Raw genomic sequence first — 21,079 nt, 5'->3', positions numbered from 1 at the left:
GGTATTACCGGTCAGACCAGTACAGCCTATGCGCAACCATCGCCTGCTGGCAAGCCCTCGGAGAAGGACATAACGACGAGTGGAACCACTGACCGGCAACCCACTTGGAATGTCTGCCACCTGAAATCCGCAACCGCCGAACTGCCATGCTCGCAACCTTGTCGAAGAAAAAAATCCAACCCAGGGCTTGGAACTGGTTGCAATCGCCCACACTCAGAGGCGCACATTGCATAGAGGTGCTCAATGCGCGCCAACACTCCGCCCGCAGACATTCCCCCCGCTCTTGAAGGCAACGGCCAATCGGTCGAGGAGTCCGCCCCACTTCGCTGGCTCGACCGCATTACCGCCTACCGCCAGTGGATTGTTCTCGGCTTCACCTTCCTGGTTTTCATCCTCGGCCTGCTGGCCTGCTGGCACCTGCTACGCGAGCTGGATCCGAATGCGCTACGCACCGCGGTACGCGATGTACCAACCGGAAGCCTGCTCGTCGCGCTAAGCGCCACCTTGCTCAGCTACATCACTTACGTGGGATATGAGTGGTCCGGCTGCCGCTTCGCCGGGGTGCACTTGCCACTCCAACGTATGGCGCTCGGCAGCTGCTGCGCCGCTGGCATCGGGAATGCCGTGGGCCTGTCGATGCTGACCGGTGGCTCGGTGCGTTTCCGGCTCTATAGCCGCGATAACCTGAGCGCAGCGGATATTGCTCGCATCACCCTCTTCGCCAGCCTGGCGCTGGGCTCGGCCCTCCCCATTCTCGCTGCGTTGGCAGCCCTGAGCGATCCTGCCGCCGCATCCCGAGCGCTTGGCCTGCCCGTGGCCCTGGTGACCGGTCTGGCCGGAGTGGTGCTGGCAATAGGCGCCGCCTTGGTTCTGCTCCTGGCCCGGATGCGCCAGCCGGTGGCGCCTGTACCTGGCTGTATTGATATTCGTCTCGGCAACCGCAGCGTTCGTTTGCCCGGCCTCAGGCTGTCATTGCTACAGCTGCTGATCACACTGGTCGATGTCTGTGCAGCCGCCGGCGTGCTCTATGTGCTGCTGCCCGAGGCTCCGGCACTGGGCGTCTTCCTGCTGGTTTATCTTCTGGCACTGGCCGCGGGCGTACTCAGTCATGTGCCCGGCGGCGTCGGCGTGTTCGAGGCTGTGCTGCTGGCAGCGTTCGCCGGCCAGTTGGGCGCTGCGCCGCTGGCTGCCGCCCTGGTACTGTATCGCCTGATCTACGTCGGCCTGCCCCTAGTGCTGGCTTGCGTGGTGCTGCTGCTCAACGAGGCGCAGCGCTTTTTTCCTTCCGGCCGCCAGGCGTTGCGGATGGCCTCTGGCCTGGCGGCACCGGTGCTGTCGTTGATGGTGTTCCTCTCCGGGGTCGTGCTGTTGTTCTCCGGCGTAACTCCCGCCGTGGACACCCGCCTGGAGCACCTGAGCTTCCTCATCCCGCACCGGTTGATCGATGCCTCGCACCTGGCTGCCAGCCTGATCGGTGTCCTTTGCCTGCTGTTGGCACACGGCCTTCGCCACCGTCTTTCGGCGGCTTGGGCGCTGACCGTGGTCCTGCTGCTTGGCGGTGCCGGACTTTCGCTGCTCAAGGGTTTCGACTGGGAGGAGGCTTGCCTCCTGAGCATCACGGCAGCCCTGCTGGCAATTTTCCGTGGCGCTTTCTACCGCCCCAGCCGGCTGCTCGAGATGCCCTTTTCGCCGCTCAATCTGGCGGCCGGTACCTGTGTCATGGCTGCAGCCCTGTGGCTGATGTTCTTCGCCTACCAGGATGTGCCTTACAGCCACGAGCTGTGGTGGCAGTTCGAGGTGGACGGAGATGCGCCACGCGCACTGCGTGCCTCCCTGGCCAGTGGACTGCTGCTGATTGGCGTTGTCCTCGCCTGGCTGTTACGCCCGGTGCCTCCAACCATCCACGAACCCACTGAGGAGGAGTTGTTGCGCGCCGCCGCGGTCGTGAAAGCGTCGAACCAGCCCGATGGCGGCCTGGTGCTGACCGGCGACAAGGCCCTGCTGTTCCATCCGCAGGACGACGCCTTCCTGATGTACGCCCGCCGCGGCCGCAGCCTGGTGGCACTTTTCGACCCCATCGGCCCGGCCACCCGTCGCGCTGAACTGATCTGGCAGTTCCGTGATCTGTGTGATTTCCACAATGCCCGGCCAGTGTTCTACCAGGTACGTGCCGAGAACTTGCCCTACTACATGGATATCGGCCTGACTGCCCTGAAGCTCGGTGAAGAAGCGCGAGTAGACCTCGTCCGCTTCGACCTCGAGGCCAAGCACAAGTCCATGAAAGACCTGCGCTATACCCTCAGCCGTGGCCAGCGAGATGGTCTCAGCCTGCAGATTTACGAAGCCGGCAGCGCACCGCTCGAGCAGCTCAAGGTTATTTCGGATGCCTGGATGAACAGCAAGCAAGGTCGCGAGAAAGGCTTTTCCCTCGGCCGCTTCGATCCGGATTACCTGCAACACTTCCGCATCGCCACCCTCCAGTTCGAGGGTAAGCCGGTGGCCTTCGCCAATTTGCTGGAGACCGAAAGCAACAGTCTGGCCAGCATCGATCTGATGCGCGTTCACCCGCATGCCCCCAAGCTGGCCATGGAATTCCTGATGCTCAGTTTGCTGCTGCATTACAAGCAGCTTGGCTATATGCGCTTCAGCCTCGGCATGGTGCCGCTGGCCGGTCTCCAACCTCGCCGTGGCGCGCCCCTGGCCCAACGGCTGGGCGCCCTCATTTTCCGTCGCGGCGAACAGTTCTATAACTTTCAGGGACTGCGCCGCTTCAAGGAGCGGTTCCAACCCGACTGGGAGCCACGCTACATGGCCGTGCCTGCTGGGCTCGACCCGCTGGTGGCGCTGGCCGATACCGCAGCCCTGATTGCCGGCGGCTTCACCGGCCTGGTCAAACGTTGAGGTTTCCATGCTCAAACGCAACTGGCGGCGCCTGCTTCTGATCCTGATTCTCGTCCTCGTCGGCCTGGCCCTGTTGGTCTGGAGCCGTCCGACCCCACACGCCAAAGTGGAACACCTGATGCTGGCCGATGGCAGCCCAGCGACCCTGGCGAGTCCGTCCGGCCCGATCCAGCAACGTGTGGTGCTGCTCACGCCGAGGGGTCAGTGGCTGGCGGACCTTGAGTTGCTGGCCCTGGCGCAAAGTGGCAATGCACAGCTGGTGCAGGTCAACCTTCCATCCCAGGACTGCACTGCGCAACAGCAACGCTTCCAACAGGCTCAGCAAAAACTGGGGGCACCGCCGACCCTGGTCGCGGGCATCGGCCCCGGCGCTACCTTTGCCTGGCGCTGGCTGGCGGGCCAGGTCGAGGACAGCGCCCGCGCGCTTTCCGTCGGTTTCAGCCTCAACCAACCAGACTGCCCGGCCCCACTGCCAGAACGCGCGATGCATGGCCGCTGGAGCATTGCCTGGAACGACAACCCTGACGACGCCAGTGCGCGCTTTGCGCGCAGCCAGCCCAACGCAGAAACCCTGATCGGCGACTACGACACCGACCTCGTCCATTTGCTGCGCCAGCGTCTTGGAGTGCTGCTGCAAGGCCAGGAAGATGCCCTGCCGGTGATCGAGGTCCCAGCCGCAACACCCGCCGATACCGTCACATTGTTCTATTCGGGCGACGGCGGCTGGCGCGACCTCGACCGCGCGGTGGCGGCGGAGATGGCCAAACGCGGCTACCCAGTCGTTGGCATCGATGCCCTGCGTTATTTCTGGCAGCACAAAAGCCCCGAGCAGGGCGCGGCGGACCTCGGTCGGCTGATGCAGGAATACCGCAAAAAATGGGGAGCCAAGCGCTTCGTCCTGGCGGGCTACTCGTTCGGCGCCGATGTGCTTCCGGCGTTCTACAACCGCCTGCCCAAGGTCGATCAGCAGCAGGTGGATGCGGTCCTGCTGCTGGCCCTGGCCCGAAGCGGCAGTTTCGAAATCGAGGTCCAGGGCTGGCTGGGCAAAGCTGGCCAGGAAGCCGCCACTGGCCCGGAACTCAGCCGCTTGCCATCCACGAAGGTCCTGTGCGTCTACGGCAGTGAGGAGTCGGCCGAAAGTGGCTGCACCCAACCTGGCGCCGTTGGGCAGATGTTGCAGCTGCCTGGTGGGCACCATTACGACGAGAACTATCCGGCATTGGCGGAGAAGCTGCTGGCGGCTGTGGAGAAAATGCAACGATAGGTCGCGATCATTGACCCAGGTTCAGCCTGGCTTAAGGAAAGCTCCTTATTCTTCGGCGCAGCCTGAAAAGCCCCATAGAGAGGAACTCCAATGACCGTGAACAACTCGCCTTCCCGTTACGGGAGACTGTCGATTGCCATGCACTGGCTGATGCTGCTGTTGATCGCAGCGGTCTACGCCTGCATCGAGCTGAAGGGCAATTTCCCCAAAGGCAGTGAGACCCGCGAACTGCTCAAGCAATGGCACTTCATGCTGGGCATGGCAGTATTCGCCATGGTATGGGTTCGCCTGATCGCCCGCTTTATCGCTCCGGCCCCGGCAATCTCCCCGGCACCTGCCGGTTGGCAGGAGTCCATGGCCAAAGTCATGCATCTGGCGCTGTACGTGCTGATGATCGGAGCCCCGTTCGCGGGCTGGCTGATCCTGAGCGCCGCCGGCAAGCCGATCCCCTTCTTCGGCCTCGAGTTGCCGCCACTGATCGACAAGAACCCGGACCTGGCTGGCCAGATCAAGGAGCTGCACGAACTGGCGGGCACCCTGGGCTACTGGCTGATCGGCCTGCACGCAGCCGCTGGACTGTTCCACCACTTTGTCAGCCGCGACAACACCCTGCTGCGGATGTGGCCTAGCCGGGATTGAGCGTAAAGGTGGCGCTGCGTAGGTTGGGGCTGAACGTAGCGAAGCCCAATCTGCTTTGAATCCGCCGGCCAACGCAGTGTGAGGTTGGCGGAACGCTCCCCCTCAAGTGCAACTCAAATCTCCACCTGCGTCCCCAACTCGATCACCCGATTGAGTGGCAGGTTGAAGAACCTCAGATTGCTGTTGGCATTCTTCAACAGGAAGGCGAATAGCGCCTCTCGCCACCGCGCCATGCCAATGCGTTTGGTGGGAATCACTGTCTCGCGGCTGAGGAAATAGGTGGTGCGCATCGGGCTGAAATCCAGCTCGTTGAGGTGGCACAGCTTCAGTGCTGCCGGCACGTCAGGCTCCTCGATGAAGCCGAAGTGCAGGATCACCCGGAAGAAGCCATCCCCATAGGCATCCACTTCAAAGCGCCGATCCGCCGCTACCCGAGGTGTGTCCTCGCTGGCGACAGTCAGCAGTACCACCTGCTCGTGCAATACCTGGTTATGCAGCAGGTTATGCAGCAACGCATGGGGTACGGCGTCAGGACGGGCCGTGAGGAACACGGCAGTACCCTGCACCCGGTGCGGCGGTTGCGCGCGGATGCTGCTGATGAACACAGACAAGGGCAAAGCCGTTTCATCCAGCCGCTCGACCACGATCTGTTTGCCGCGCTTCCAGGTAGTCATCAAGACGAACAGGGCAATCCCTGCGATCACTGGGAAGGCACCGCCCTGTAGGATCTTCGGCACATTCGCCGCGAAGAACAGGCTATCCACCAACAGAAAGCCCAGGAGCGCCGGAATGGCCAGCCAGACCGGAGTTTTCCACAGCAGCAGCATCACCGCCGATACCAGCAGGGTGGTGATCAGCATGGTGCCGGTCACCGCCACGCCGTAGGCCGCGGCCAACGCCCCGGATGACTCGAAGCCCAGCACCAGCAACACCACGCCGACCATCAATCCCCAGTTCACGCTACCGATGTAGATCTGCCCCTGCTCATGACTGGAGGTGTGCTGGACGAACATGCGCGGGATGTAGCCCAACTGCATGGCCTGGCGAGTCAGTGAAAATGCGCCGGAAATCACTGCCTGGGAGGCGATTACCGTGGCCAGGGTGGCCAGCGCAACCATCGGCAACAGGGTCCAGGCGGGCGCCAGCAGGTAGAACGGATTTCGCGCCGCCTCCGGAGCGGCAAGGATGGTCGCCCCCTGACCGAAATAGTTGAGCACCAGTCCCGGCAGCACTAGGAAGAACCAGGCTCGCGCGATGGGTTTTCGGCCGAAGTGCCCCATGTCGGCATAAAGCGCCTCAGCACCCGTCAGCGCCAGCACCACCGCTCCCAGGATGGCGAGGCCCACTCCCGGATGGACGATGAAAAAGTGCACACACCAGTAGGGATTAAGCGCTTTGAGCACCTCAGGCTGCTGGAGGATGCCATGCATGCCCAACGCGCCAAGCACACCAAACCAGAGCACCATGACCGGCCCGAAGAGGATGCCGATTCGTGCGGTGCCGTGCTTCTGGATCAGGAACAGTCCCACCAGCACGATGAGTGACAACGGCACCACCCAGTGGCCGATGCCTTCGAACGCGATCTCCAGGCCTTCGATTGCGGAGAGCACTGAGATCGCCGGCGTAATCATGCTGTCGCCATAGAACAGCGCAGCTCCGAACAGCCCTAGCAGCACCAGCACCAGCTTGAGGCGCCGATACGGATTGGCCGCCCGCTGTGCCAATGCGGTCAGCGCCATCACCCCGCCTTCGCCGTCATTGTCCGCCCGCAGGATGAACAGCACATACTTGATCGAAACCACCCAGATCAGCGACCAGAAGATAAGCGAGAGCACGCCAAGCACGCCTTCGTGATTGGCCTGAACGCCATAACCACCCGCGAACACCTCTCTCAGGGTGTACAAAGGGCTCGTCCCGATATCGCCGTAGACCACACCGGCGGCAGCTACCAGCAACTTCATTCCCGACGCGCCATGACTGGCCGGATGCTCCGCCGGTCGCAGGATGCTTTCGCCCATCAAGTTCTCCCTTCGGCCCGCAGTCCGAGCGTGCTCCACAAGCCCACACTCGGCCCGAAGCGGCCATCAAAGCGCCGCCCTGCCTGAATTCCTACAGACTAGCCGCCTCAAGGCTGATAATCAGGCTGGAAATGCCTTACATCTGCCGTTAGAATTGCGCACTTTTTGATCAGAGGCGTCTCATCGGCGCCCCACGAGGTTAGCTATGTCCACCCCCTCCACGCCTAAAGTCGGCTTCGTTTCCCTGGGTTGCCCGAAAGCCCTGGTCGACTCCGAGCGCATCCTTACCCAACTGCGCATGGAAGGTTATGAGGTCGTGCCCACCTATCAGGATGCTGACGTAGTGGTGGTCAACACCTGTGGCTTCATCGACAGCGCCAAGGCTGAGTCGCTGGAAGTGATCGGCGAAGCCATCGCCGAAAACGGCAAGGTCATCGTCACCGGCTGCATGGGCGTGGAAGAGTCCGCCATCCGCGACGTGCACCCCGCCGTGCTGGCCGTGACCGGCCCGCAGCAATACGAGCAGGTGGTCACCGCCGTGCACGAAGTCGTGCCGCCGAAGACCGAGCACAACCCACTGATCGACCTGGTACCGCCGCAGGGCGTAAAGCTAACCCCGCGCCATTACGCCTACCTGAAGATTTCCGAAGGCTGCAATCACAGCTGCAGCTTCTGCATCATCCCCTCCATGCGCGGCAAACTGGTCAGCCGCCCGGTAGGTGAAGTGCTGAGCGAGGCCGAGCGCCTGGTCAAGGCCGGCGTCAAGGAACTGCTGGTCATCTCCCAGGACACCAGCGCCTATGGCGTGGATGTGAAATACAAGACTGACTTCTGGAACGGCCAGCCGGTGAAGACCCGCATGCTGGAGATGTGCGAAGCGCTGTCGAAGATGGGTGTGTGGGTGCGCCTGCATTACGTCTACCCGTATCCGAATGTCGACGACGTGGTTCCGCTGATGGCTGAGGGCAAGCTGCTGCCGTACCTCGACATCCCCTTCCAGCACGCCAGCCCGAAAGTGCTCAAGGCCATGAAGCGCCCGGCCTTCGAAGACAAGACCCTGGCACGCATCAAGAAGTGGCGCGAGATTTGCCCGGAACTGACCATTCGTTCCACCTTCATCGTCGGTTTCCCCGGCGAGACCGAAGAAGACTTCCAGTACCTGCTCGACTGGCTGACCGAAGCCCAGCTGGATCGCGTCGGTTGCTTCCAATACTCCCCAGTCGACGGCGCTCCGGCCAACGACATGGGCCTTGAACCCGTGGCCGATGACGTCAAGCAGGACCGTTGGGAGCGTTTCATGGCGCACCAGCAGGCGATCTCCGCTGCACGCCTGCAGCTGAAAGTTGGCAAGGAGATCGAGGTACTGATCGACGAGGTGGACGAACAAGGCGCCGTGGGCCGCTCCTGGGCCGATGCTCCGGAAATCGATGGCAACGTCTTCATCGATACCCAGGACGTGAAGCCCGGCGACAAGATCCGCGTACGCGTCACTGACGCCGATGAGTACGACCTCTGGGCCGAGCCGGTCTGAGTCGAATCAAGAGCCCCGCCGATGCGGGGCTTTTTTCTGCCCCTTGATTCATGCAGGCGTCGTAGGATGGTTCGGACGGCGCTCCGTTGAGCGCAGCAATCCCCATACGGCGGAGCCGTGCCATGGCCACACCCAAGACTACGATCAAGGTCTTCTACGACGGAGCCTGTCCCCGCTGCATCGCCGACCGGCGCTGGTACGAGGGACTCGCCGATGCCAGCGAAGGCGTGGAGTGGGTGGACATCACCGGCCGGGAAGCGCAATTGCGCGTTATTGGCATCGATCCTTACCTGGCTCTGACCGAACTCCATGTACAGGACGAAGCGGGCCGCATCCACCGTGAACTGGACGCCTACATCCTCTTGCTGGCACGAGTGCCGAAATTCGCACCGCTGGCCTGGTTGATTGGCCGGCCAGGCCTCCGGCCACTGCTTTCGCACCTGTACAGGCGCTGGGTGCTGCGTCGCCTGAAGCGCAGCGGCAGGCTCTAGGGAACGGCACATCCAGCTTGCTGGACTAGACTCGCTTCAGGCTTGCCCCTGACCGAGGCCGCGACATGACGCCCCAGAATCATCAGGTAACCCTCTACCACTGCCCCTATACCCGCTCATCCGGCGCCCTTGCCTTGCTGGAAGAACTTGGCGCGGACTACCAGTTGCATGTGATGAACATGAAGTCAGGGGACCAGCGCAAGCCCGAGTTCCTAGCCATAAACCCGATGGGTAAGGTGCCCACGATCACCCACGGTGACGCGGTCGTAACCGAGCAGGTTTCGGTCTACCTCTATCTTGCCGACCTCTACCCCGAAGCAGAGCTTGCGCCGCCTTTGGGCGACCCGTTACGTGGACCTTACCTGCGCTGGATGGTGTTCTACGGCACCTGTTTCGAGCCGGCTGTGGTCGATCGGGCGCAGAAGCGCATACCCGCTCCCGCCGCCACCTCGCCCTACGGTGACTTCGACACCATGCTCAAGACCCTTGTGGAGCAGTTGGAGAAAGGCCCCTGGATCCTTGGCGAACGCTTCACTGCCGCTGACGTGCTCTGGGGCAGTGCGTTGAACTGGACGACGCAGTTCGGGCTGATCCCGCAAATCCCGGTCATCAAGGACTACATCGCTCGCTTCATCCAGCGCCCAGGTTACGTCCGGGCGTTGGCCAAGGATGCCGAGCTGGCTGCCTCCCAGGCCTGAAATGACGGCAATGCCCTCGCATTCCGCGCTTCGATAATGCCACCGCAGCGGCCTCACCGGGGCTAGGGTATGGCCTTCACCGGCTCCGCTACGAGGATCGTCATGCACCCCTATTTCAGCCTGCAAGGCCGCACAGCACTGGTCACCGGCGGTACGCGCGGGATAGGCCGAATGATCGCCCAAGGCCTACTGGAGGCCGGCGCTCGTGTGTTCATCTGCGCGCGCGATGGCGAAGCCTGTCGTGACATCGCCGCCGAATTGGCCACATTCGGCGAGTGCCATGGACTGGCTGCAGACCTGTCCAGCGAAGATGGCGCCAAGGCACTCGCCCAGGCGCTCGGCGAGCGTATCGAACAGCTGGATATCCTGGTCAACAACGCCGGAACCACCTGGGGCGCGCCCCTGGAGAGCTATCCGGTCAAGGGCTGGGAAAAGGTCATGCAGCTCAACGTGACTTCGGTCTTCAGTTGCATCCAGCAATTGCTCCCGCTGCTGCGCAAGGCCGGAAGCGCTGCTTGCCCGGCACGGGTGATCAATATCGGCTCGGTAGCCGGCATCACTTCCCATGGCGAAGAAGCCTATGCCTATGGCCCGAGCAAGGCCGCATTGCACCAAGTGTCTCGCATGCTCGCCCGGGAGCTGGTAGCCGAGCACATCAACGTCAACGTGATCGCTCCCGGGCGCTTCCCGAGCAGGATGACCCGCTTCATTTCCAACGATGCGGACGCACTGGCCCGCGATACTGCGTTGATCCCCATGGGCCGCTGGGGTCGCGAGGAGGAGATGGCCGCGCTGGCCATCAGTCTGGCCAGCGCGGCAGGCGCGTACATGACCGGCAACATCATCCCGATCGACGGCGGCTTCCACCTCTGAACCCCCGGTCGGCCTCCCTCTTCGCCGAGCCATCTGTCTGCTAGCGTTAGTAAACAGGACAACTGCTGCTTGGGCACATGCAGTGAGGAGGTGGGTCATGGCCATGGCTGACTGGCGCCTTGAGGGCGTCGAGTTCGCATCCTGTAATTGCAATTGGGGCTGCCCCTGCCAATTCAGCTCTCCACCCACGCACGGCAAGTGTGAAGCGGTGGTGAGCATGCGAATCGACAAGGGCCATTTCGAGAATGAAGTGCTCGACGGGCTCTGCTGGGTCGGCACCTTTGCTTGGCCGGGCGCCATCCACGAAGGCAATGGCCGCTGTCAGGTGTTCATCGAAGAGCGCGCAACCGCCGGGCAGCGCGCGGCACTGCTGAGCATTCTCTCCGGAGCGGAGACCGTGCCGGGTGCTACGGTGTTCCAGGTCTTCGCCAGTACCTTGTCCGAAGTCCTTGAGCCTTGCTTCGTTCCCATCGAAATCAAGATCGACATCCTTGAGCGCAAGGCGCACACACGAATACCGGGCGTACTGGAAGTCACCGGCGAACCGATTCGCAATCCCGTGACCGGCGAACCGCAACGGGCGCGCCTGGTGCTGCCGGACGGCTTCGAATTCACCGAAGCGGAAATGGCCAGTGGCAGCTTCGATACGCAGGGTGGAATCAAGATCAGCTCGAAAGGCGGCCATGGCCACTTCGCCCGGCTTCATTTCACTGGACAGGGAGTGGTGCGCTGAAGGTGCCAGCCAACCCCACCCCGGCTGCAATCCCGAGAAAGTACGGGAGACAGTCGCTGCTGCTGATCTCCCTGCTGTCCGCCCTGACGGTGGTGGCGTGGCTTTTCCTGCTGGATCTCGCGCAGCGCATGGCAGCTCCCGGCGGCATGCTGGAGATGGCCATGGAAGGCATGCCAATGCCTTGGACGATCCGCGACGCCGTGCTGATGTTTGCCATGTGGAGCATCATGATGGTCGGCATGATGGTGCCCAGCGCCACACCCATGTTCCTTCTCTACCAGCAGACCATTCGCAAGCGATTACCGACTGACCAGCGAAACCTGGCCTTGCTGCTGTTCTGTAGTGCCTATCTGCTGGTCTGGAGTGGGTTCAGCCTGCTGGCAACGCTACTCCAATGGCTGCTTGACCAACAGGCCCTGCTCAGCATGAACATGCGCAGCCAGAGTCAGTGGCTGGCGACAGCATTCCTGTTGTGCGCCGGACTCTATCAATTCGTGCCCGCCAAACGGGCATGCCTGAGACATTGCCAGTCCCCCCTGCAATTCCTGTTGGGTTACTGGCGCCCCGGCCCCTCTGGAGCGTGGCACATGGGCCTGGCCCACGGGTTGTACTGCCTCGGCTGTTGCTGGGCGCTGATGGGCGTGCTGTTTGTAGTGGGCCTGATGAACCTACTGTGGGTCGCCCTGATCGGCGCTTATGTGTTGCTGGAGAAGTACCTGCCAGCTGGAGGCTGGCTCAGCCGTATGTCTGGGCTGCTGCTGGTGCTCTGGGGGCTCCTGGTGCTCCACAGCAGCTAGTTGCACGGCAACTTGCTGATAAGGCGCGCGGGCGCTAGGGTAGCCGCGCAACCGACCGGAATACCTGCCCATGCGTCTCGTTCTGCTGACTGTCCTGCTGACCCTTTCCTGCCAGGGTTTCAGTGCGCCTGCACCGTTCTTCCTCTGGCAGAGCAAGCTGGATGGCGCATTGAGCTGCGCCCAGACCAGCCCCGGCGATGGCTGGCTGCGCCGCGGCGGTCCGTTCCGCGATGCTGGCTGCCGTGCAGCCTACTGAGTCCGGAGCCTATATGCAGCATGCCGTCTCCCCCATCGGCTTCGTCCGCTCCTGCTTCAAGGAAAAGTTCGCCATTCCCCGCCAGCCACACCTGGCACCGGCCGCCCGTGGCGTGCTGGAGTTGGTGTCGCCATTCGATACCGGTGAGGCGGTTGCCGGGCTAGAACAGGTCAGCCACGTCTGGGTGTTGTTCCTTTTCCATCTGGCGCTGGAAGACAAGCCGCGACTCAAGGTTCGCCCGCCGCGCCTGGGCGGGAACCAGTCGATCGGGGTATTTGCCAGCCGCTCGACGCATCGGCCGAATGGCATCGGCCAGTCCGTCGTCAAGCTGGACAAGGTTGAGCCGAGCCGCCTCTGGATCTCCGGTATTGACCTGCTGGATGGTACCCCTGTGCTAGACATCAAGCCCTACGTGCCCTATGCGGACCGCCGGGACGAGGCGTTGAACGCGATTGCCGATGCTGCCCCAGAGCTGATCGACGTGGCCTGGGACGACGCCGCACTACTGCAGGCTCGCGAGCATGGTCAACGCCTCGGCGAACCGCTGGTAGCGCTGATCGAACAGTGCCTGGCGCAGGATCCACGCCCCGCCTACCAGAAGCCCGAGCCTTCACGCCGCTACGGCGCCCGCCTTTGGGACGTGGACGTACGTTGGCATTACCCGCAACCCGGCCTGATTCGCGTACTGGAAGTAGCGCAAGCCTAGCGCGTTGCGTTCAGCGCCAAGGCATTGGCCTCGATCGCCTCCTGGCTCAGGATCAATGGATTCACCAACGGACGGCTGGCAAGGAAGTGCGGCGTTAGCATATGCGCCTCGAAAGCCGCCTCATCGGTGTAGACCTCGTAGAGCCAGACCAGGTCAGGATCGCTACAGTCTTGTAGCACGTCGAACACCAAGCAACCCGGCTCGTCGCGCACCGAAGCGGCAGCATTGATGCGCATGGCATCCATGAATTCATCCAGGCTGCCCGGCTTCAGTTGGGTCTTGAGTAGAAGGCAGTACACTTCGAAATCCTTTTTGTCTTATATTCACGTCGAATTGTATACAAAAACGGAGCTCAGAAAATGCCTACCCGTCCGGCCCGACTCAATGGCCTACGCCACGTCGCGATCCTGGTACCCAACCTGGAGGAGTGCGAACGCTTCTACGTGGATGTGCTGGGCATGGAAGTGCTCACCCGGGCCAACGAGGACCTGGTCTACCTGACCTGCGGTAATGACAATCTGTCTCTCGGCCGCGCCTTTGTCCCCAGCAGCGGCGTGCAGGCCGTGGATCACTACGGTTTCGTCGTCGACAGCCTGGAAGACCTGGAGGCCTGGTACCGCTACCTCAAGGGATCGGGCGTGACCATGCTCGACCGCCCTTTCGCCCATGGCGACGGCGCCCACAGTTTTCATGTGCTGGATCCGGCGGGAAACAAGATCCAGCCGATCTACCACCCCGCCATCTCCGGCCAGCGCTTCAGCTCACCGGTGTAGGCGTACTGCTGCAAAGCCCGAAACGACAAATCCCGCCAATTGGCGGGATTTGCTTTGTAGCTCGGCGTTTACTTCTCGACGAAGGCACGCTCGATCAGGTAATCGCCCGGCTCGCGCATGCGCGGGGAGATTTTCAGGCCAAAGCTGTCGAGGACCTCACTGGTTTCGTCGAGCATGCTCGGACTACCGCAGATCATCGCACGGTCATCCTGCGGGTTGATCGGCGGCAGGCCGATGTCTTCGAACAGCTTGCCACTGCGCATCAGGTCGGTCAGTCGGCCCTGGTTCTCGAACGGCTCACGGGTCACGGTGGGGTAGTAGATCAGCTTGTCCTTGACCGCTTCACCGAAGAACTCGTTCTTCGGCAGGTGCTCGGTGATGAACTCGCGGTAAGCGACTTCGTTCACATAGCGCACGCCGTGGATCAGGATGACCTTCTCGAAGCGCTCATAGGTTTCCGGATCCTGGATCACGCTCATGAATGGGGCCAGGCCGGTACCCGTGCTCAGCAGGTAGAGGTGCTTGCCGGGATTCAGGTCGTCCAGCACCAAGGTGCCCGTGGGCTTCTTGCTGATGATGATCTCGTCGCCTTCCTTGAGATGCTGCAACTGGGAGGTCAACGGGCCATCCGGCACCTTGATGCTGAAAAACTCCAAGTGCTCTTCCCAGTTCGGACTGGCAATGGAGTAGGCGCGCATGAGCGGACGACCATTGGACTGTTGCAGGCCGATCATGACGAACTGGCCATTTTCGAAGCGCAGGCCCGGGTCTCGGGTGCACTTGAAGCTGAACAGCGTGTCGTTCCAGTGATGAACGCTGAGGATGCGCTCGGAGTTCAGGTTGCTCATGTACGGGGGCTCCGAAGATTTTGAAGTCGCCAGCGCCGCTCTGGCGCAATTGCGCGCTATTGTAGTGACCGCCACAATATCTGTTAACTGAATTATCAAGATATAGGTTATCGGTTATATAGATATGCGATTTACTCTCCGTCAGTTGCAGGTATTCGTCGCCGTCGCCCAGCAGGAAAGCGTATCCCGCGCGGCGGAACTGCTCTCGCTTTCACAATCAGCCACGAGCACTTCCCTGACCGAGTTGGAGCGCCAATCCGGCTGCCAGCTCTTCGACAGGGCCGGCAAGCGGCTGAGCCTCAACGCACTGGGCCGGCAGCTGCTGCCGCAGGCCGTCGCGTTGATGGATCAGGCCCGGGAAATCGAGGACCTGCTCAATGGCAAGAGCGGGTTCGGTTCGCTGGACGTGGGCGCCACGCTGACGGTCGGCAATTACCTGGCCACCTTGCTCATCGGCAGCTTCATGCAGCGTCATCCCGAGTGCCAGGTCAGCTTGCACGTCCAGAACACCGCGCATATCGTCCAGCAGATCGCATTGTACGAACTTGATCTGGGTCTAATCGAAGGCGACTGCCAGCATCCGGATATCGAGGTCCTGCCTTGGGTCGAGGATGAACTGGTGGTGTTCTGCGCACCACAGCACCCTTTGGCGGAAAAAGGCCAGGCCAGCCTGGAAGAGCTCAGCCGCGAAGCCTGGATCCTGCGGGAAAGAGGCTCAGGCACGCGCCTGACCTTCGACCAGGCCATGCGCCACCACCCTACCCCGCTCAACATCCGCCTGGAGCTCGAACACACCGAAGCGATCAAACGCGCCGTGGAGTCAGGTCTGGGCATCAGCTGTATTTCCCGACTGGCCCTGCGCGATGCCTTCCGCCGGGGTAGCCTGGTCCCCGTGGAAACGCCCGGTATCGACCTGCGCCGACAGTTCTATTTCATCTGGCATCGCCAGAAATATCAGACGGCGGCCATGCGCGAATTCCTCGACCAGTGCCGAGCACTGACGGAAGGCGTGACACGCAGCGACGAGATCGTGCTGCCGACCATTGCTTGAACGTCTACGCGACGGCAGTCATCACCCCAGCAGGATGACGGCCCAGACAGAGGTAATCAGAGTAAGCGCAGTCAGTTGCGCTGCACTGCCCATGTCCTTTGCGTTCTTCGACAGGGGGTGTCGCTCCAGTGAAATGCGGTCGATGGCCGCTTCCACTGCAGAGTTGAGCAATTCCACGATCAGCGCCAACAGGCAGACCGCGACCATCAGGGCGCGCTCCCCGCGACTCACGTCGAGCAAGAAAGACAGCGGGATCAGCACAATGTTGAGCAGCACCAACTGACGGAATGCGGCTTCGCCCTGAAAGGCAGCCCGCAGGCCATCAAGGGAATAGCCCGCTGCGTTGAGGATACGTTTGAGGCCGGTCTGGCCTTTGAATGGCGACATAGTAAAAGGGGCTTGTTGAAGGAGCGCGAAGCCTAATCCAAGGCACTTAAAAAATCCGTGAAAAGCGCGCGCTCAAGCGGAGGGAATCGATTCCAACTGTTGCAGCAGCAATGCAGCCTGGGTACGTGTCCGCACGCCGAGCTTGCGGAAGATCGCTGTTACATGCGCCTTGACCGTGGCTTCGGACACATGGAGTTCGAAGGCAATCTGCTTGTTCAGCAAACCCTCGCAGACCATGGTCAGCACCCGGAACTGCTGAGGGGTCAGGCTGGCCAGGCCTTCACTCGCGGCCTTGGCCTCGGCTGTCAGCGCTTGTGCTTCTTCAGCCTGGGGCGGCCACCAGGTGTCACCGTCGAGCACCGTCCGCACAGCCGTCTGGATGACCTCCAGCGAACTGGATTTGGGGATGAAACCACTGGCGCCGAATTCACGAGAGCGCGCGACTACGGCAGCCTCTTCCTGCGCCGAAATCATCACCACGGGGATCTGCGGATACTGCCCGCGCAGCAGCACCAGCCCAGAAAAGCCATAGGCACCGGGCATGTTCAGGTCAAGCAGCACGAGATCCCAATCGGCGCGTTCTGCCAGGCGGGACTCGAGTTCCGCGATGCTCGCTGCTTCTACCAACCTGGCATCGGGCCCCAGGCCCAGCGTCAGCGCCTGTTGCAGGGCACTGCGGAATAGCGGGTGGTCATCGGCAATCAGGATTTCATATGAGGCCATGGGCATGTCCTTGTTGTAGTGGGCCCAATCACGCATCCAAGGGTCATGGAAGCGCCCCGGCACAGCGCGGTAACGCCGGCCCGGCCCAGAGCTTGATACGGGCAGGCCGTAAAGCGGCGCCCAGCATGCCCAGCCAGCGCGGGGTGGTCAAGTCAATCGCTTTACGGCAAAGTTCCCGACTTTTACCACTGAGAACCACCATGCGAAGCCAAGCTCTGCGCGCCGACATCCTGATGCTGATCACCGCCGCCATCTGGGGAGCTGCCTTCGTCGCCCAGCGCTTGGGTATGGACGCAATCGGCCCCTTCCTCTACACCGGATTGCGCTTCACCCTCGGCGCACTTGTACTGCTTCCACTGCTCCTGGTGCTGCCCAAGCCAGCTGCTCAGCAACCGCTCAATCGGGGCATGTTGCTGGGCGGCGTGCTGATGGGGCTGGCGCTGTCTCTGGGCATCAACCTGCAGCAGGTCGGGCTGCTCTTCACCAGCGTGACCAATTCGGGCTTCATCACCGGTCTTTACGTAATCATAGTGCCGCTGCTGGGACTATTGCTCGGCCACCGTACGGGTTTCGGGACCTGGCTGGGAGCGTCACTGGCGGTGGCGGGAATGTTCCTGCTCAGCGTGGGTGACAATTTCCACGTTGCCTCCGGCGACTGGCTGCAACTGGCGGGCGCCTGCGTCTGGGGCGTGCATGTACTGCTGGTGGGGTTCTTTGCCAGCCGGTACGACCCGATTCGCCTGGCTATCTTGCAATTCGCGGTCTGTGCCGTGGTCAGCCTTGGCCTGGCTGTGGTCTTCGAGGAGATCCAACTGGCAGCGATCGCCCAAGCCGGGCCGGCAATTCTTTATGGCGGAGTGATCGCGGTGGCAATCGGCTACACGCTGCAGGTAGTCGCCCAGCGCCATGCCATTGCCTCCCATGCGGCGATCATCCTTTCGCTGGAAGCCGTTTTCGCAGCGATAGCCGGGGCGCTGATGCTCGGCGAGTCGCTGCACGCTCGGGGCTACATGGGCTGTGCGCTGATGTTCGTTGGCATGCTGGTGGCTCAATTGTGGCCACACAAGCAGGCGGCCAAGGCCGTCCCAGCGAAGGTAGAAGCCTGAACTATCCGTTATAGGAACACATTGAGGGCCTGATGCGCCGGGCTCGCCTCATCAAGGGGCAGCGCTCGCTTGGCGCCGATATAGCGCTCGGTGAACACATCCAGATACGCGTTCAGCGCCCCGGCTGCCTGGCTGTCTCCGCCAAGGTCCAGGCACAGGGCCGCTACTTCCGCCGTGCAGAGGTGCTCTTCTCGCTTGGAACGCCGCAGTTGGTACCGGGATATCTGCTCGGGTGTCAGACTCAGCACCGGGAAGCGATCCAGATAAGGGCTCTTGCGGAACATCTTGCGTGCTTCAGTCCAGGTCGCATCGAGCAGAATGAACAGTGGCCGTTTAGCGTCCGCCAGGCTCACCTTGTCTACCACACGCGCTTCCTCTGCGTATTCCCCCGGAAATACGACGTAAGGCTGCCATTGCGGATCATCGAGCAACGCTTCGAGCTTCGGATCGACCTCGGTGCGTAACCAGCCGAAGGCCCAAGTGTCCGGCACCAGATCTGCGATCAGCCAGCCGGTATTGCTCGGCTTCATCGGCTCCGAGTAATACATCAGCAGGCATACTCCCGCCTTGGTCGGCACAACCGGCCGCAGTTCACAGAAGCAGTAATCAAAGGCGACACGGCATTTTGGGCAGCGCGGCGCGCGCGATCCACGCGCGACAAAAGGACGGGTGCTGCGTGCCAGGCATTCGGCGCGCAGACGGAAAACGGCATGACTCATCGGGTCGATCCAGTGCAACAGGTAAAGGGTGCAACGTCGCGCCGCAAGCAGCGAGGTTGTCGAGTTTACCAGAGAGACGGAGTACCCCTTGTGCCATCCGCCAGGTCAGCTATTTTTTCGCGCGACATTCAGGGCAGGCGAACGCACAATTACGCCGCTGGTCAAAACGCTTCATTTGTTCAGGAGATTCCCATGCTGCGCCCCATCGCCGTCGCCCTGTGCGCCACCTTGTCATTCTGCGCCCAAGCCTCTTCGCTCAAGGATTTCGAGCTGACCAAAATGCTGGAGAAAGTGGCCAAGGAGAGCAGCGCCGGCACCCCTCGCGCCATCAACGAGGACATCCTCGACCAGGGCTACAGCGTGGACGGCAAGGAACTGGTGAATCACCTCAGCGTGCGCCCGAGCCATGCGGCGCAGATGCGTGCCAACCCTGACTCGGTGCGCGCCCAACTCGGCGCCAGTGTCTGCCGCAACACTGGCTATCGCCAGCTTCTGGCACGAGGTGCTGGCCTGCGCTACGAGTTCAACGAGTACAAGACCAATCGACCGATTGCCACAGAGCGCTTCAAAGCAAGCGACTGCGGCCTTAAGTCCGGCTCGGCTGACTAAGCGGATCGGCCATTTTCAGGAGGCCGTTGGTTATTTCCCCTTCGCTGGCGATCGATCACGTGCCTCCTCCAAGGCATCCTGCCTTGGACCTTGCCAGCCGTCTCAATCCAATCAACGCTGCGATCACTTCACTCTCCAGCAGCGGCAAACGCTCGACTCATTCTCCAGAGGCACGCTCGATCTGCACCAGGGCCCGATTCGGGCACGACGAACTGGAAAAGATGCAGTCACTGCCGCAAGCTGTAATTGAGCGACTCGGCCAGGTCGCCCGGATTCGGGAACCCGGCCAGCAGTGAACGCTCTGAGAAGTTGATGAGCAAGGAGATGGCTATGTCGTATGACCCGGACGATTACTTATCCCGGCACTTCCAAACCAGCGGCATCGACCTCCGGCAAAAGGTCGACGAACTGATCAACCTCACTGTCCCAAGCGGCAGCCCCAACCTCTCTCTCTATCGAGAAATGCTGATCACTGTGGTCCGGATGGCCCAGGCGGACCGCAATCGCTGGGATGCCAAGATCATGCTGCAGACCCTGCGCGAGTTGGAGCATGCCTTCAGCGCCCTCGAGCAGTTCAAGCGCAGGCGCAAAGTGACGGTTTTCGGCTCCGCGCGCACCCCCAAACAACACCCGCTCTATGCTCTCGCTCGCCATCTCGGCAGTGAACTGGCCAAGCGCGACCTGATGGTCATCACTGGTGCTGGTGGCGGCATCATGTCAGCAGCCCACGAAGGAGCCGGACTGGAAAACAGCCTCGGGCTGAACATCACCCTGCCCTTCGAGCAACGCGCGAATGACATCGTCGATGGCTCAGAGCACCTGCTTTCGTTCCACTTTTTCTTTGTGCGCAAGCTGTTCTTCGTCAAGGAAGCAGATGCCCTGGTGCTGTGTCCTGGGGGCTTTGGCACGCTGGACGAAGCACTGGAAGTGCTCACCCTGATCCAGACTGGTAAGAGTCCAATCGTTCCGATCTTGCTCCTGGACGAACCCGACGGCAGCTATTGGGAAGACGCCATGAGCTTCCTGCACAGGCAGTTGGAGGAAAATCGCTACATCCTGCCCAGCGATATGAAACTGATGCGTCTGGTAAAGAGTGCTGACGAGGCAGCCGTCGAGATTTCCAGGTTCTACAGCAACTACCATTCAAGCCGCTGGCTGAAGAATATCTTCGTGATCCGCATGAATCACGGCCTCAACAATGAAGCCATGCTGCATGTTCAGGAGGGGTTCGGTGACCTGTGCCAGCAAGGGGGATTCACCCTACAACCCTACTGTGAGTCGGAAAAGGACGAGCCGGAATTCTGCGACCTGATCCGCTTGGCCTTCCCATTCAACGGCCGCGACCATGGCCGTCTGCGTGAGTTGATCGACTTCATCAATCTGCCGCAGAACTGGGCCGCCAAGGCCTGAGCCGACAAACCACACACATTCCTCGATCACGATTGATAGCCATGTGCCAAGAGCGCATGGCTTAAGGCTGCCTGTTTCAATTGTCCAAGGAGCTACCACGAAGGACTCGGCTGATCATCTCCATGGAGAAACCCCGGTAGGCAAGATAACGACCTTGCTGAGCACGCTCGCGAGCGTCCTGAGGCAGCCGACCACCGAACTTGCGACGCCAGACTTCACGCAACTGCTCTCCCCAATCGACCTCAGCGTCACGCAGCGCCTGATCAATATCGCCGCGCGGCAGCCCACGCAGCGCCAATTCCTCACGAATGCGCTGCGGCCCATAGCCGCCTCGGGCACGGCTGGCGATGAAGCTTTCAAGATAACGGGATTCGGAGAGCAGGCCCTCTTCCGCCAAACGGTCGAGGGCACTGTCGATCAACTCGATCGGGGCGCCACGCTGACGCAGCTTACGCGTCAGCTCGACCCGCCCATGTTCGCGTTGCGCAAGCAGGTCCATAGCAGCACGCCGCACAGCAGCGGGGCTGTCGAGCATGACAGGCATTG

23 protein-coding genes are annotated in these 21,079 nt (G+C 61.6%); 16 read left to right on the top strand and 7 right to left on the bottom strand.

Annotated features, from left to right (window positions below; translation table 11 throughout):
- The first annotated feature begins 243 nt into the window (after window positions 1-243).
- From mprF to OXH74_RS14675, 3 genes are all read left to right on the top strand, one after another.
- Window positions 244-2,901, top strand: a complete 2,658-nt coding sequence (mprF, locus tag OXH74_RS14685) for a bifunctional lysylphosphatidylglycerol flippase/synthetase MprF (RefSeq protein WP_375737653.1) — start codon at window positions 244-246, stop codon at window positions 2,899-2,901.
- Window positions 2,902-2,908: 7 nt separating this feature from the next.
- Window positions 2,909-4,165, top strand: coding sequence for a virulence factor family protein (locus OXH74_RS14680; RefSeq protein ID WP_375737652.1), 1,257 nt, complete (start codon window positions 2,909-2,911; stop codon window positions 4,163-4,165).
- A 90-nt stretch (window positions 4,166-4,255) separates the two neighbouring features.
- Window positions 4,256-4,804, top strand: coding sequence for a cytochrome b (locus OXH74_RS14675; protein ID WP_375737651.1), 549 nt, complete (start codon window positions 4,256-4,258; stop codon window positions 4,802-4,804).
- A gap of 113 nt (window positions 4,805-4,917) precedes the next feature.
- On the opposite strand, the gene OXH74_RS14670 is transcribed toward OXH74_RS14675, so the two are convergent.
- Window positions 4,918-6,765 (bottom strand): potassium transporter Kup, encoded by a 1,848-nt coding sequence (locus OXH74_RS14670; protein ID WP_375741622.1) that lies wholly within the window; start codon window positions 6,763-6,765, stop codon window positions 4,918-4,920.
- A 262-nt stretch (window positions 6,766-7,027) separates the two neighbouring features.
- On the opposite strand from OXH74_RS14670, the gene rimO reads away from it, so the two are divergent.
- From rimO to tsaA, 8 genes are all read left to right on the top strand, one after another.
- Window positions 7,028-8,353 (top strand): 30S ribosomal protein S12 methylthiotransferase RimO, encoded by a 1,326-nt coding sequence (gene rimO, locus OXH74_RS14665; protein ID WP_375737650.1) that lies wholly within the window; start codon window positions 7,028-7,030, stop codon window positions 8,351-8,353.
- Between the two features lie 122 nt (window positions 8,354-8,475).
- On the top strand, window positions 8,476-8,844 hold the full coding sequence (locus tag OXH74_RS14660; protein ID WP_375737649.1) for a thiol-disulfide oxidoreductase DCC family protein: 369 nt from the start codon (window positions 8,476-8,478) through the stop codon (window positions 8,842-8,844).
- Window positions 8,845-8,909: 65 nt separating this feature from the next.
- On the top strand, window positions 8,910-9,542 hold the full coding sequence (locus OXH74_RS14655) for a glutathione S-transferase family protein (protein WP_375737648.1): 633 nt from the start codon (window positions 8,910-8,912) through the stop codon (window positions 9,540-9,542).
- Between the two features lie 102 nt (window positions 9,543-9,644).
- Window positions 9,645-10,415 carry an SDR family oxidoreductase gene (locus OXH74_RS14650; protein ID WP_375737647.1) on the top strand — a complete coding sequence of 257 codons (771 nt, stop codon included), beginning with the start codon at window positions 9,645-9,647 and terminating at the stop codon, window positions 10,413-10,415.
- Between the two features lie 97 nt (window positions 10,416-10,512).
- Window positions 10,513-11,148 (top strand): DUF1326 domain-containing protein, encoded by a 636-nt coding sequence (locus OXH74_RS14645; RefSeq protein WP_375737646.1) that lies wholly within the window; start codon window positions 10,513-10,515, stop codon window positions 11,146-11,148.
- A gap of 2 nt (window positions 11,149-11,150) precedes the next feature.
- A complete protein-coding gene (locus tag OXH74_RS14640; protein WP_375737645.1) occupies window positions 11,151-11,945 on the top strand; it encodes a DUF2182 domain-containing protein in 795 nt (264 codons plus the stop codon).
- 70 nt (window positions 11,946-12,015) lie between these two features.
- Window positions 12,016-12,201 (top strand): hypothetical protein, encoded by a 186-nt coding sequence (locus OXH74_RS14635; RefSeq protein ID WP_375737644.1) that lies wholly within the window; start codon window positions 12,016-12,018, stop codon window positions 12,199-12,201.
- A 13-nt stretch (window positions 12,202-12,214) separates the two neighbouring features.
- Entirely contained in the window at window positions 12,215-12,907 is a 693-nt protein-coding gene (gene tsaA / locus OXH74_RS14630; protein ID WP_375737643.1) for a tRNA (N6-threonylcarbamoyladenosine(37)-N6)-methyltransferase TrmO, read from the top strand.
- Here the strand turns inward: tsaA and OXH74_RS14625 are convergent.
- On the bottom strand, window positions 12,904-13,206 hold the full coding sequence (locus OXH74_RS14625) for a putative quinol monooxygenase (protein WP_375737642.1): 303 nt from the start codon (window positions 13,204-13,206) through the stop codon (window positions 12,904-12,906). The genes tsaA and OXH74_RS14625 overlap by 4 nt on opposite strands.
- Before the next feature lie 60 nt (window positions 13,207-13,266).
- Between OXH74_RS14625 and OXH74_RS14620 the strand changes: the two genes are divergently transcribed.
- The gene (locus OXH74_RS14620; protein WP_375737641.1) at window positions 13,267-13,680 is read left to right on the top strand and encodes a VOC family protein; all 414 of its coding nucleotides are present in this window, start codon (window positions 13,267-13,269) and stop codon (window positions 13,678-13,680) included.
- A 68-nt stretch (window positions 13,681-13,748) separates the two neighbouring features.
- Here the strand turns inward: OXH74_RS14620 and fpr are convergent, their stop codons facing one another.
- A complete protein-coding gene (fpr, locus tag OXH74_RS14615) occupies window positions 13,749-14,528 on the bottom strand; it encodes a ferredoxin-NADP reductase (protein WP_215379306.1) in 780 nt (259 codons plus the stop codon).
- A gap of 124 nt (window positions 14,529-14,652) precedes the next feature.
- Between fpr and OXH74_RS14610 the strand changes: the two genes are divergently transcribed.
- Window positions 14,653-15,579 (top strand): LysR family transcriptional regulator, encoded by a 927-nt coding sequence (locus tag OXH74_RS14610; protein WP_375737640.1) that lies wholly within the window; start codon window positions 14,653-14,655, stop codon window positions 15,577-15,579.
- 21 nt (window positions 15,580-15,600) lie between these two features.
- Here the strand turns inward: OXH74_RS14610 and OXH74_RS14605 are convergent, their stop codons facing one another.
- Both OXH74_RS14605 and erdR read right to left on the bottom strand, forming a co-directional pair.
- Window positions 15,601-15,966, bottom strand: coding sequence for a diacylglycerol kinase (locus tag OXH74_RS14605; protein WP_375737639.1), 366 nt, complete (start codon window positions 15,964-15,966; stop codon window positions 15,601-15,603).
- A 72-nt stretch (window positions 15,967-16,038) separates the two neighbouring features.
- A complete protein-coding gene (gene erdR, locus OXH74_RS14600; protein ID WP_375737638.1) occupies window positions 16,039-16,689 on the bottom strand; it encodes a response regulator transcription factor ErdR in 651 nt (216 codons plus the stop codon).
- Between the two features lie 125 nt (window positions 16,690-16,814).
- On the opposite strand from erdR, the gene OXH74_RS14595 reads away from it, so the two are divergent.
- Complete coding sequence (locus OXH74_RS14595; protein WP_375737637.1) at window positions 16,815-17,795, top strand: DMT family transporter; 981 nt, start codon at window positions 16,815-16,817, stop codon at window positions 17,793-17,795.
- Window positions 17,796-17,803: 8 nt separating this feature from the next.
- On the opposite strand, the gene OXH74_RS14590 is transcribed toward OXH74_RS14595, so the two are convergent.
- A complete protein-coding gene (locus OXH74_RS14590; RefSeq protein ID WP_375737636.1) occupies window positions 17,804-18,514 on the bottom strand; it encodes a tRNA-uridine aminocarboxypropyltransferase in 711 nt (236 codons plus the stop codon).
- Between the two features lie 192 nt (window positions 18,515-18,706).
- Between OXH74_RS14590 and OXH74_RS14585 the strand changes: the two genes are divergently transcribed.
- A complete protein-coding gene (locus OXH74_RS14585) occupies window positions 18,707-19,123 on the top strand; it encodes a quorum-sensing-regulated virulence factor family protein (RefSeq protein ID WP_375737635.1) in 417 nt (138 codons plus the stop codon).
- A 330-nt stretch (window positions 19,124-19,453) separates the two neighbouring features.
- Window positions 19,454-20,533 (top strand): LOG family protein, encoded by a 1,080-nt coding sequence (locus OXH74_RS14580; protein ID WP_375741621.1) that lies wholly within the window; start codon window positions 19,454-19,456, stop codon window positions 20,531-20,533.
- Between the two features lie 76 nt (window positions 20,534-20,609).
- On the opposite strand, the gene recX is transcribed toward OXH74_RS14580, so the two are convergent.
- Window positions 20,610-21,077, bottom strand: coding sequence for a recombination regulator RecX (recX, locus tag OXH74_RS14575; RefSeq protein WP_375737634.1), 468 nt, complete (start codon window positions 21,075-21,077; stop codon window positions 20,610-20,612).
- Window positions 21,078-21,079 lie beyond the last annotated feature (2 nt).

Source organism: Metapseudomonas boanensis (genome assembly GCF_042232855.1).
Lineage (GTDB): Bacteria > Pseudomonadota > Gammaproteobacteria > Pseudomonadales > Pseudomonadaceae > Metapseudomonas > Metapseudomonas boanensis.
The sequence above is the reverse complement of the archived record's forward strand: the minus strand, read 5'-3'. Positions and strand labels throughout refer to the sequence as shown.

Coding starts and splice junctions, on each gene's coding strand:
- mprF (WP_375737653.1), top strand. CDS start 244: ATGCGCGCCAACACTCCGCCCGCAGACATTCCCCCCGCTCTTGAAGGC.
- OXH74_RS14680 (WP_375737652.1), top strand. CDS start 2,909: ATGCTCAAACGCAACTGGCGGCGCCTGCTTCTGATCCTGATTCTCGTC.
- OXH74_RS14675 (WP_375737651.1), top strand. CDS start 4,256: ATGACCGTGAACAACTCGCCTTCCCGTTACGGGAGACTGTCGATTGCC.
- OXH74_RS14670 (WP_375741622.1), bottom strand. CDS start 6,765: ATGAAGTTGCTGGTAGCTGCCGCCGGTGTGGTCTACGGCGATATCGGG.
- rimO (WP_375737650.1), top strand. CDS start 7,028: ATGTCCACCCCCTCCACGCCTAAAGTCGGCTTCGTTTCCCTGGGTTGC.
- OXH74_RS14660 (WP_375737649.1), top strand. CDS start 8,476: ATGGCCACACCCAAGACTACGATCAAGGTCTTCTACGACGGAGCCTGT.
- OXH74_RS14655 (WP_375737648.1), top strand. CDS start 8,910: ATGACGCCCCAGAATCATCAGGTAACCCTCTACCACTGCCCCTATACC.
- OXH74_RS14650 (WP_375737647.1), top strand. CDS start 9,645: ATGCACCCCTATTTCAGCCTGCAAGGCCGCACAGCACTGGTCACCGGC.
- OXH74_RS14645 (WP_375737646.1), top strand. CDS start 10,513: ATGGCCATGGCTGACTGGCGCCTTGAGGGCGTCGAGTTCGCATCCTGT.
- OXH74_RS14635 (WP_375737644.1), top strand. CDS start 12,016: ATGCGTCTCGTTCTGCTGACTGTCCTGCTGACCCTTTCCTGCCAGGGT.
- tsaA (WP_375737643.1), top strand. CDS start 12,215: ATGCAGCATGCCGTCTCCCCCATCGGCTTCGTCCGCTCCTGCTTCAAG.
- OXH74_RS14620 (WP_375737641.1), top strand. CDS start 13,267: ATGCCTACCCGTCCGGCCCGACTCAATGGCCTACGCCACGTCGCGATC.
- fpr (WP_215379306.1), bottom strand. CDS start 14,528: ATGAGCAACCTGAACTCCGAGCGCATCCTCAGCGTTCATCACTGGAAC.
- OXH74_RS14610 (WP_375737640.1), top strand. CDS start 14,653: ATGCGATTTACTCTCCGTCAGTTGCAGGTATTCGTCGCCGTCGCCCAG.
- OXH74_RS14605 (WP_375737639.1), bottom strand. CDS start 15,966: ATGTCGCCATTCAAAGGCCAGACCGGCCTCAAACGTATCCTCAACGCA.
- erdR (WP_375737638.1), bottom strand. CDS start 16,689: ATGGCCTCATATGAAATCCTGATTGCCGATGACCACCCGCTATTCCGC.
- OXH74_RS14595 (WP_375737637.1), top strand. CDS start 16,815: ATGCCCAGCCAGCGCGGGGTGGTCAAGTCAATCGCTTTACGGCAAAGT.
- OXH74_RS14590 (WP_375737636.1), bottom strand. CDS start 18,514: ATGAGTCATGCCGTTTTCCGTCTGCGCGCCGAATGCCTGGCACGCAGC.
- OXH74_RS14585 (WP_375737635.1), top strand. CDS start 18,707: ATGCTGCGCCCCATCGCCGTCGCCCTGTGCGCCACCTTGTCATTCTGC.
- OXH74_RS14580 (WP_375741621.1), top strand. CDS start 19,454: ATGTCGTATGACCCGGACGATTACTTATCCCGGCACTTCCAAACCAGC.
- recX (WP_375737634.1), bottom strand. CDS start 21,077: ATGCCTGTCATGCTCGACAGCCCCGCTGCTGTGCGGCGTGCTGCTATG.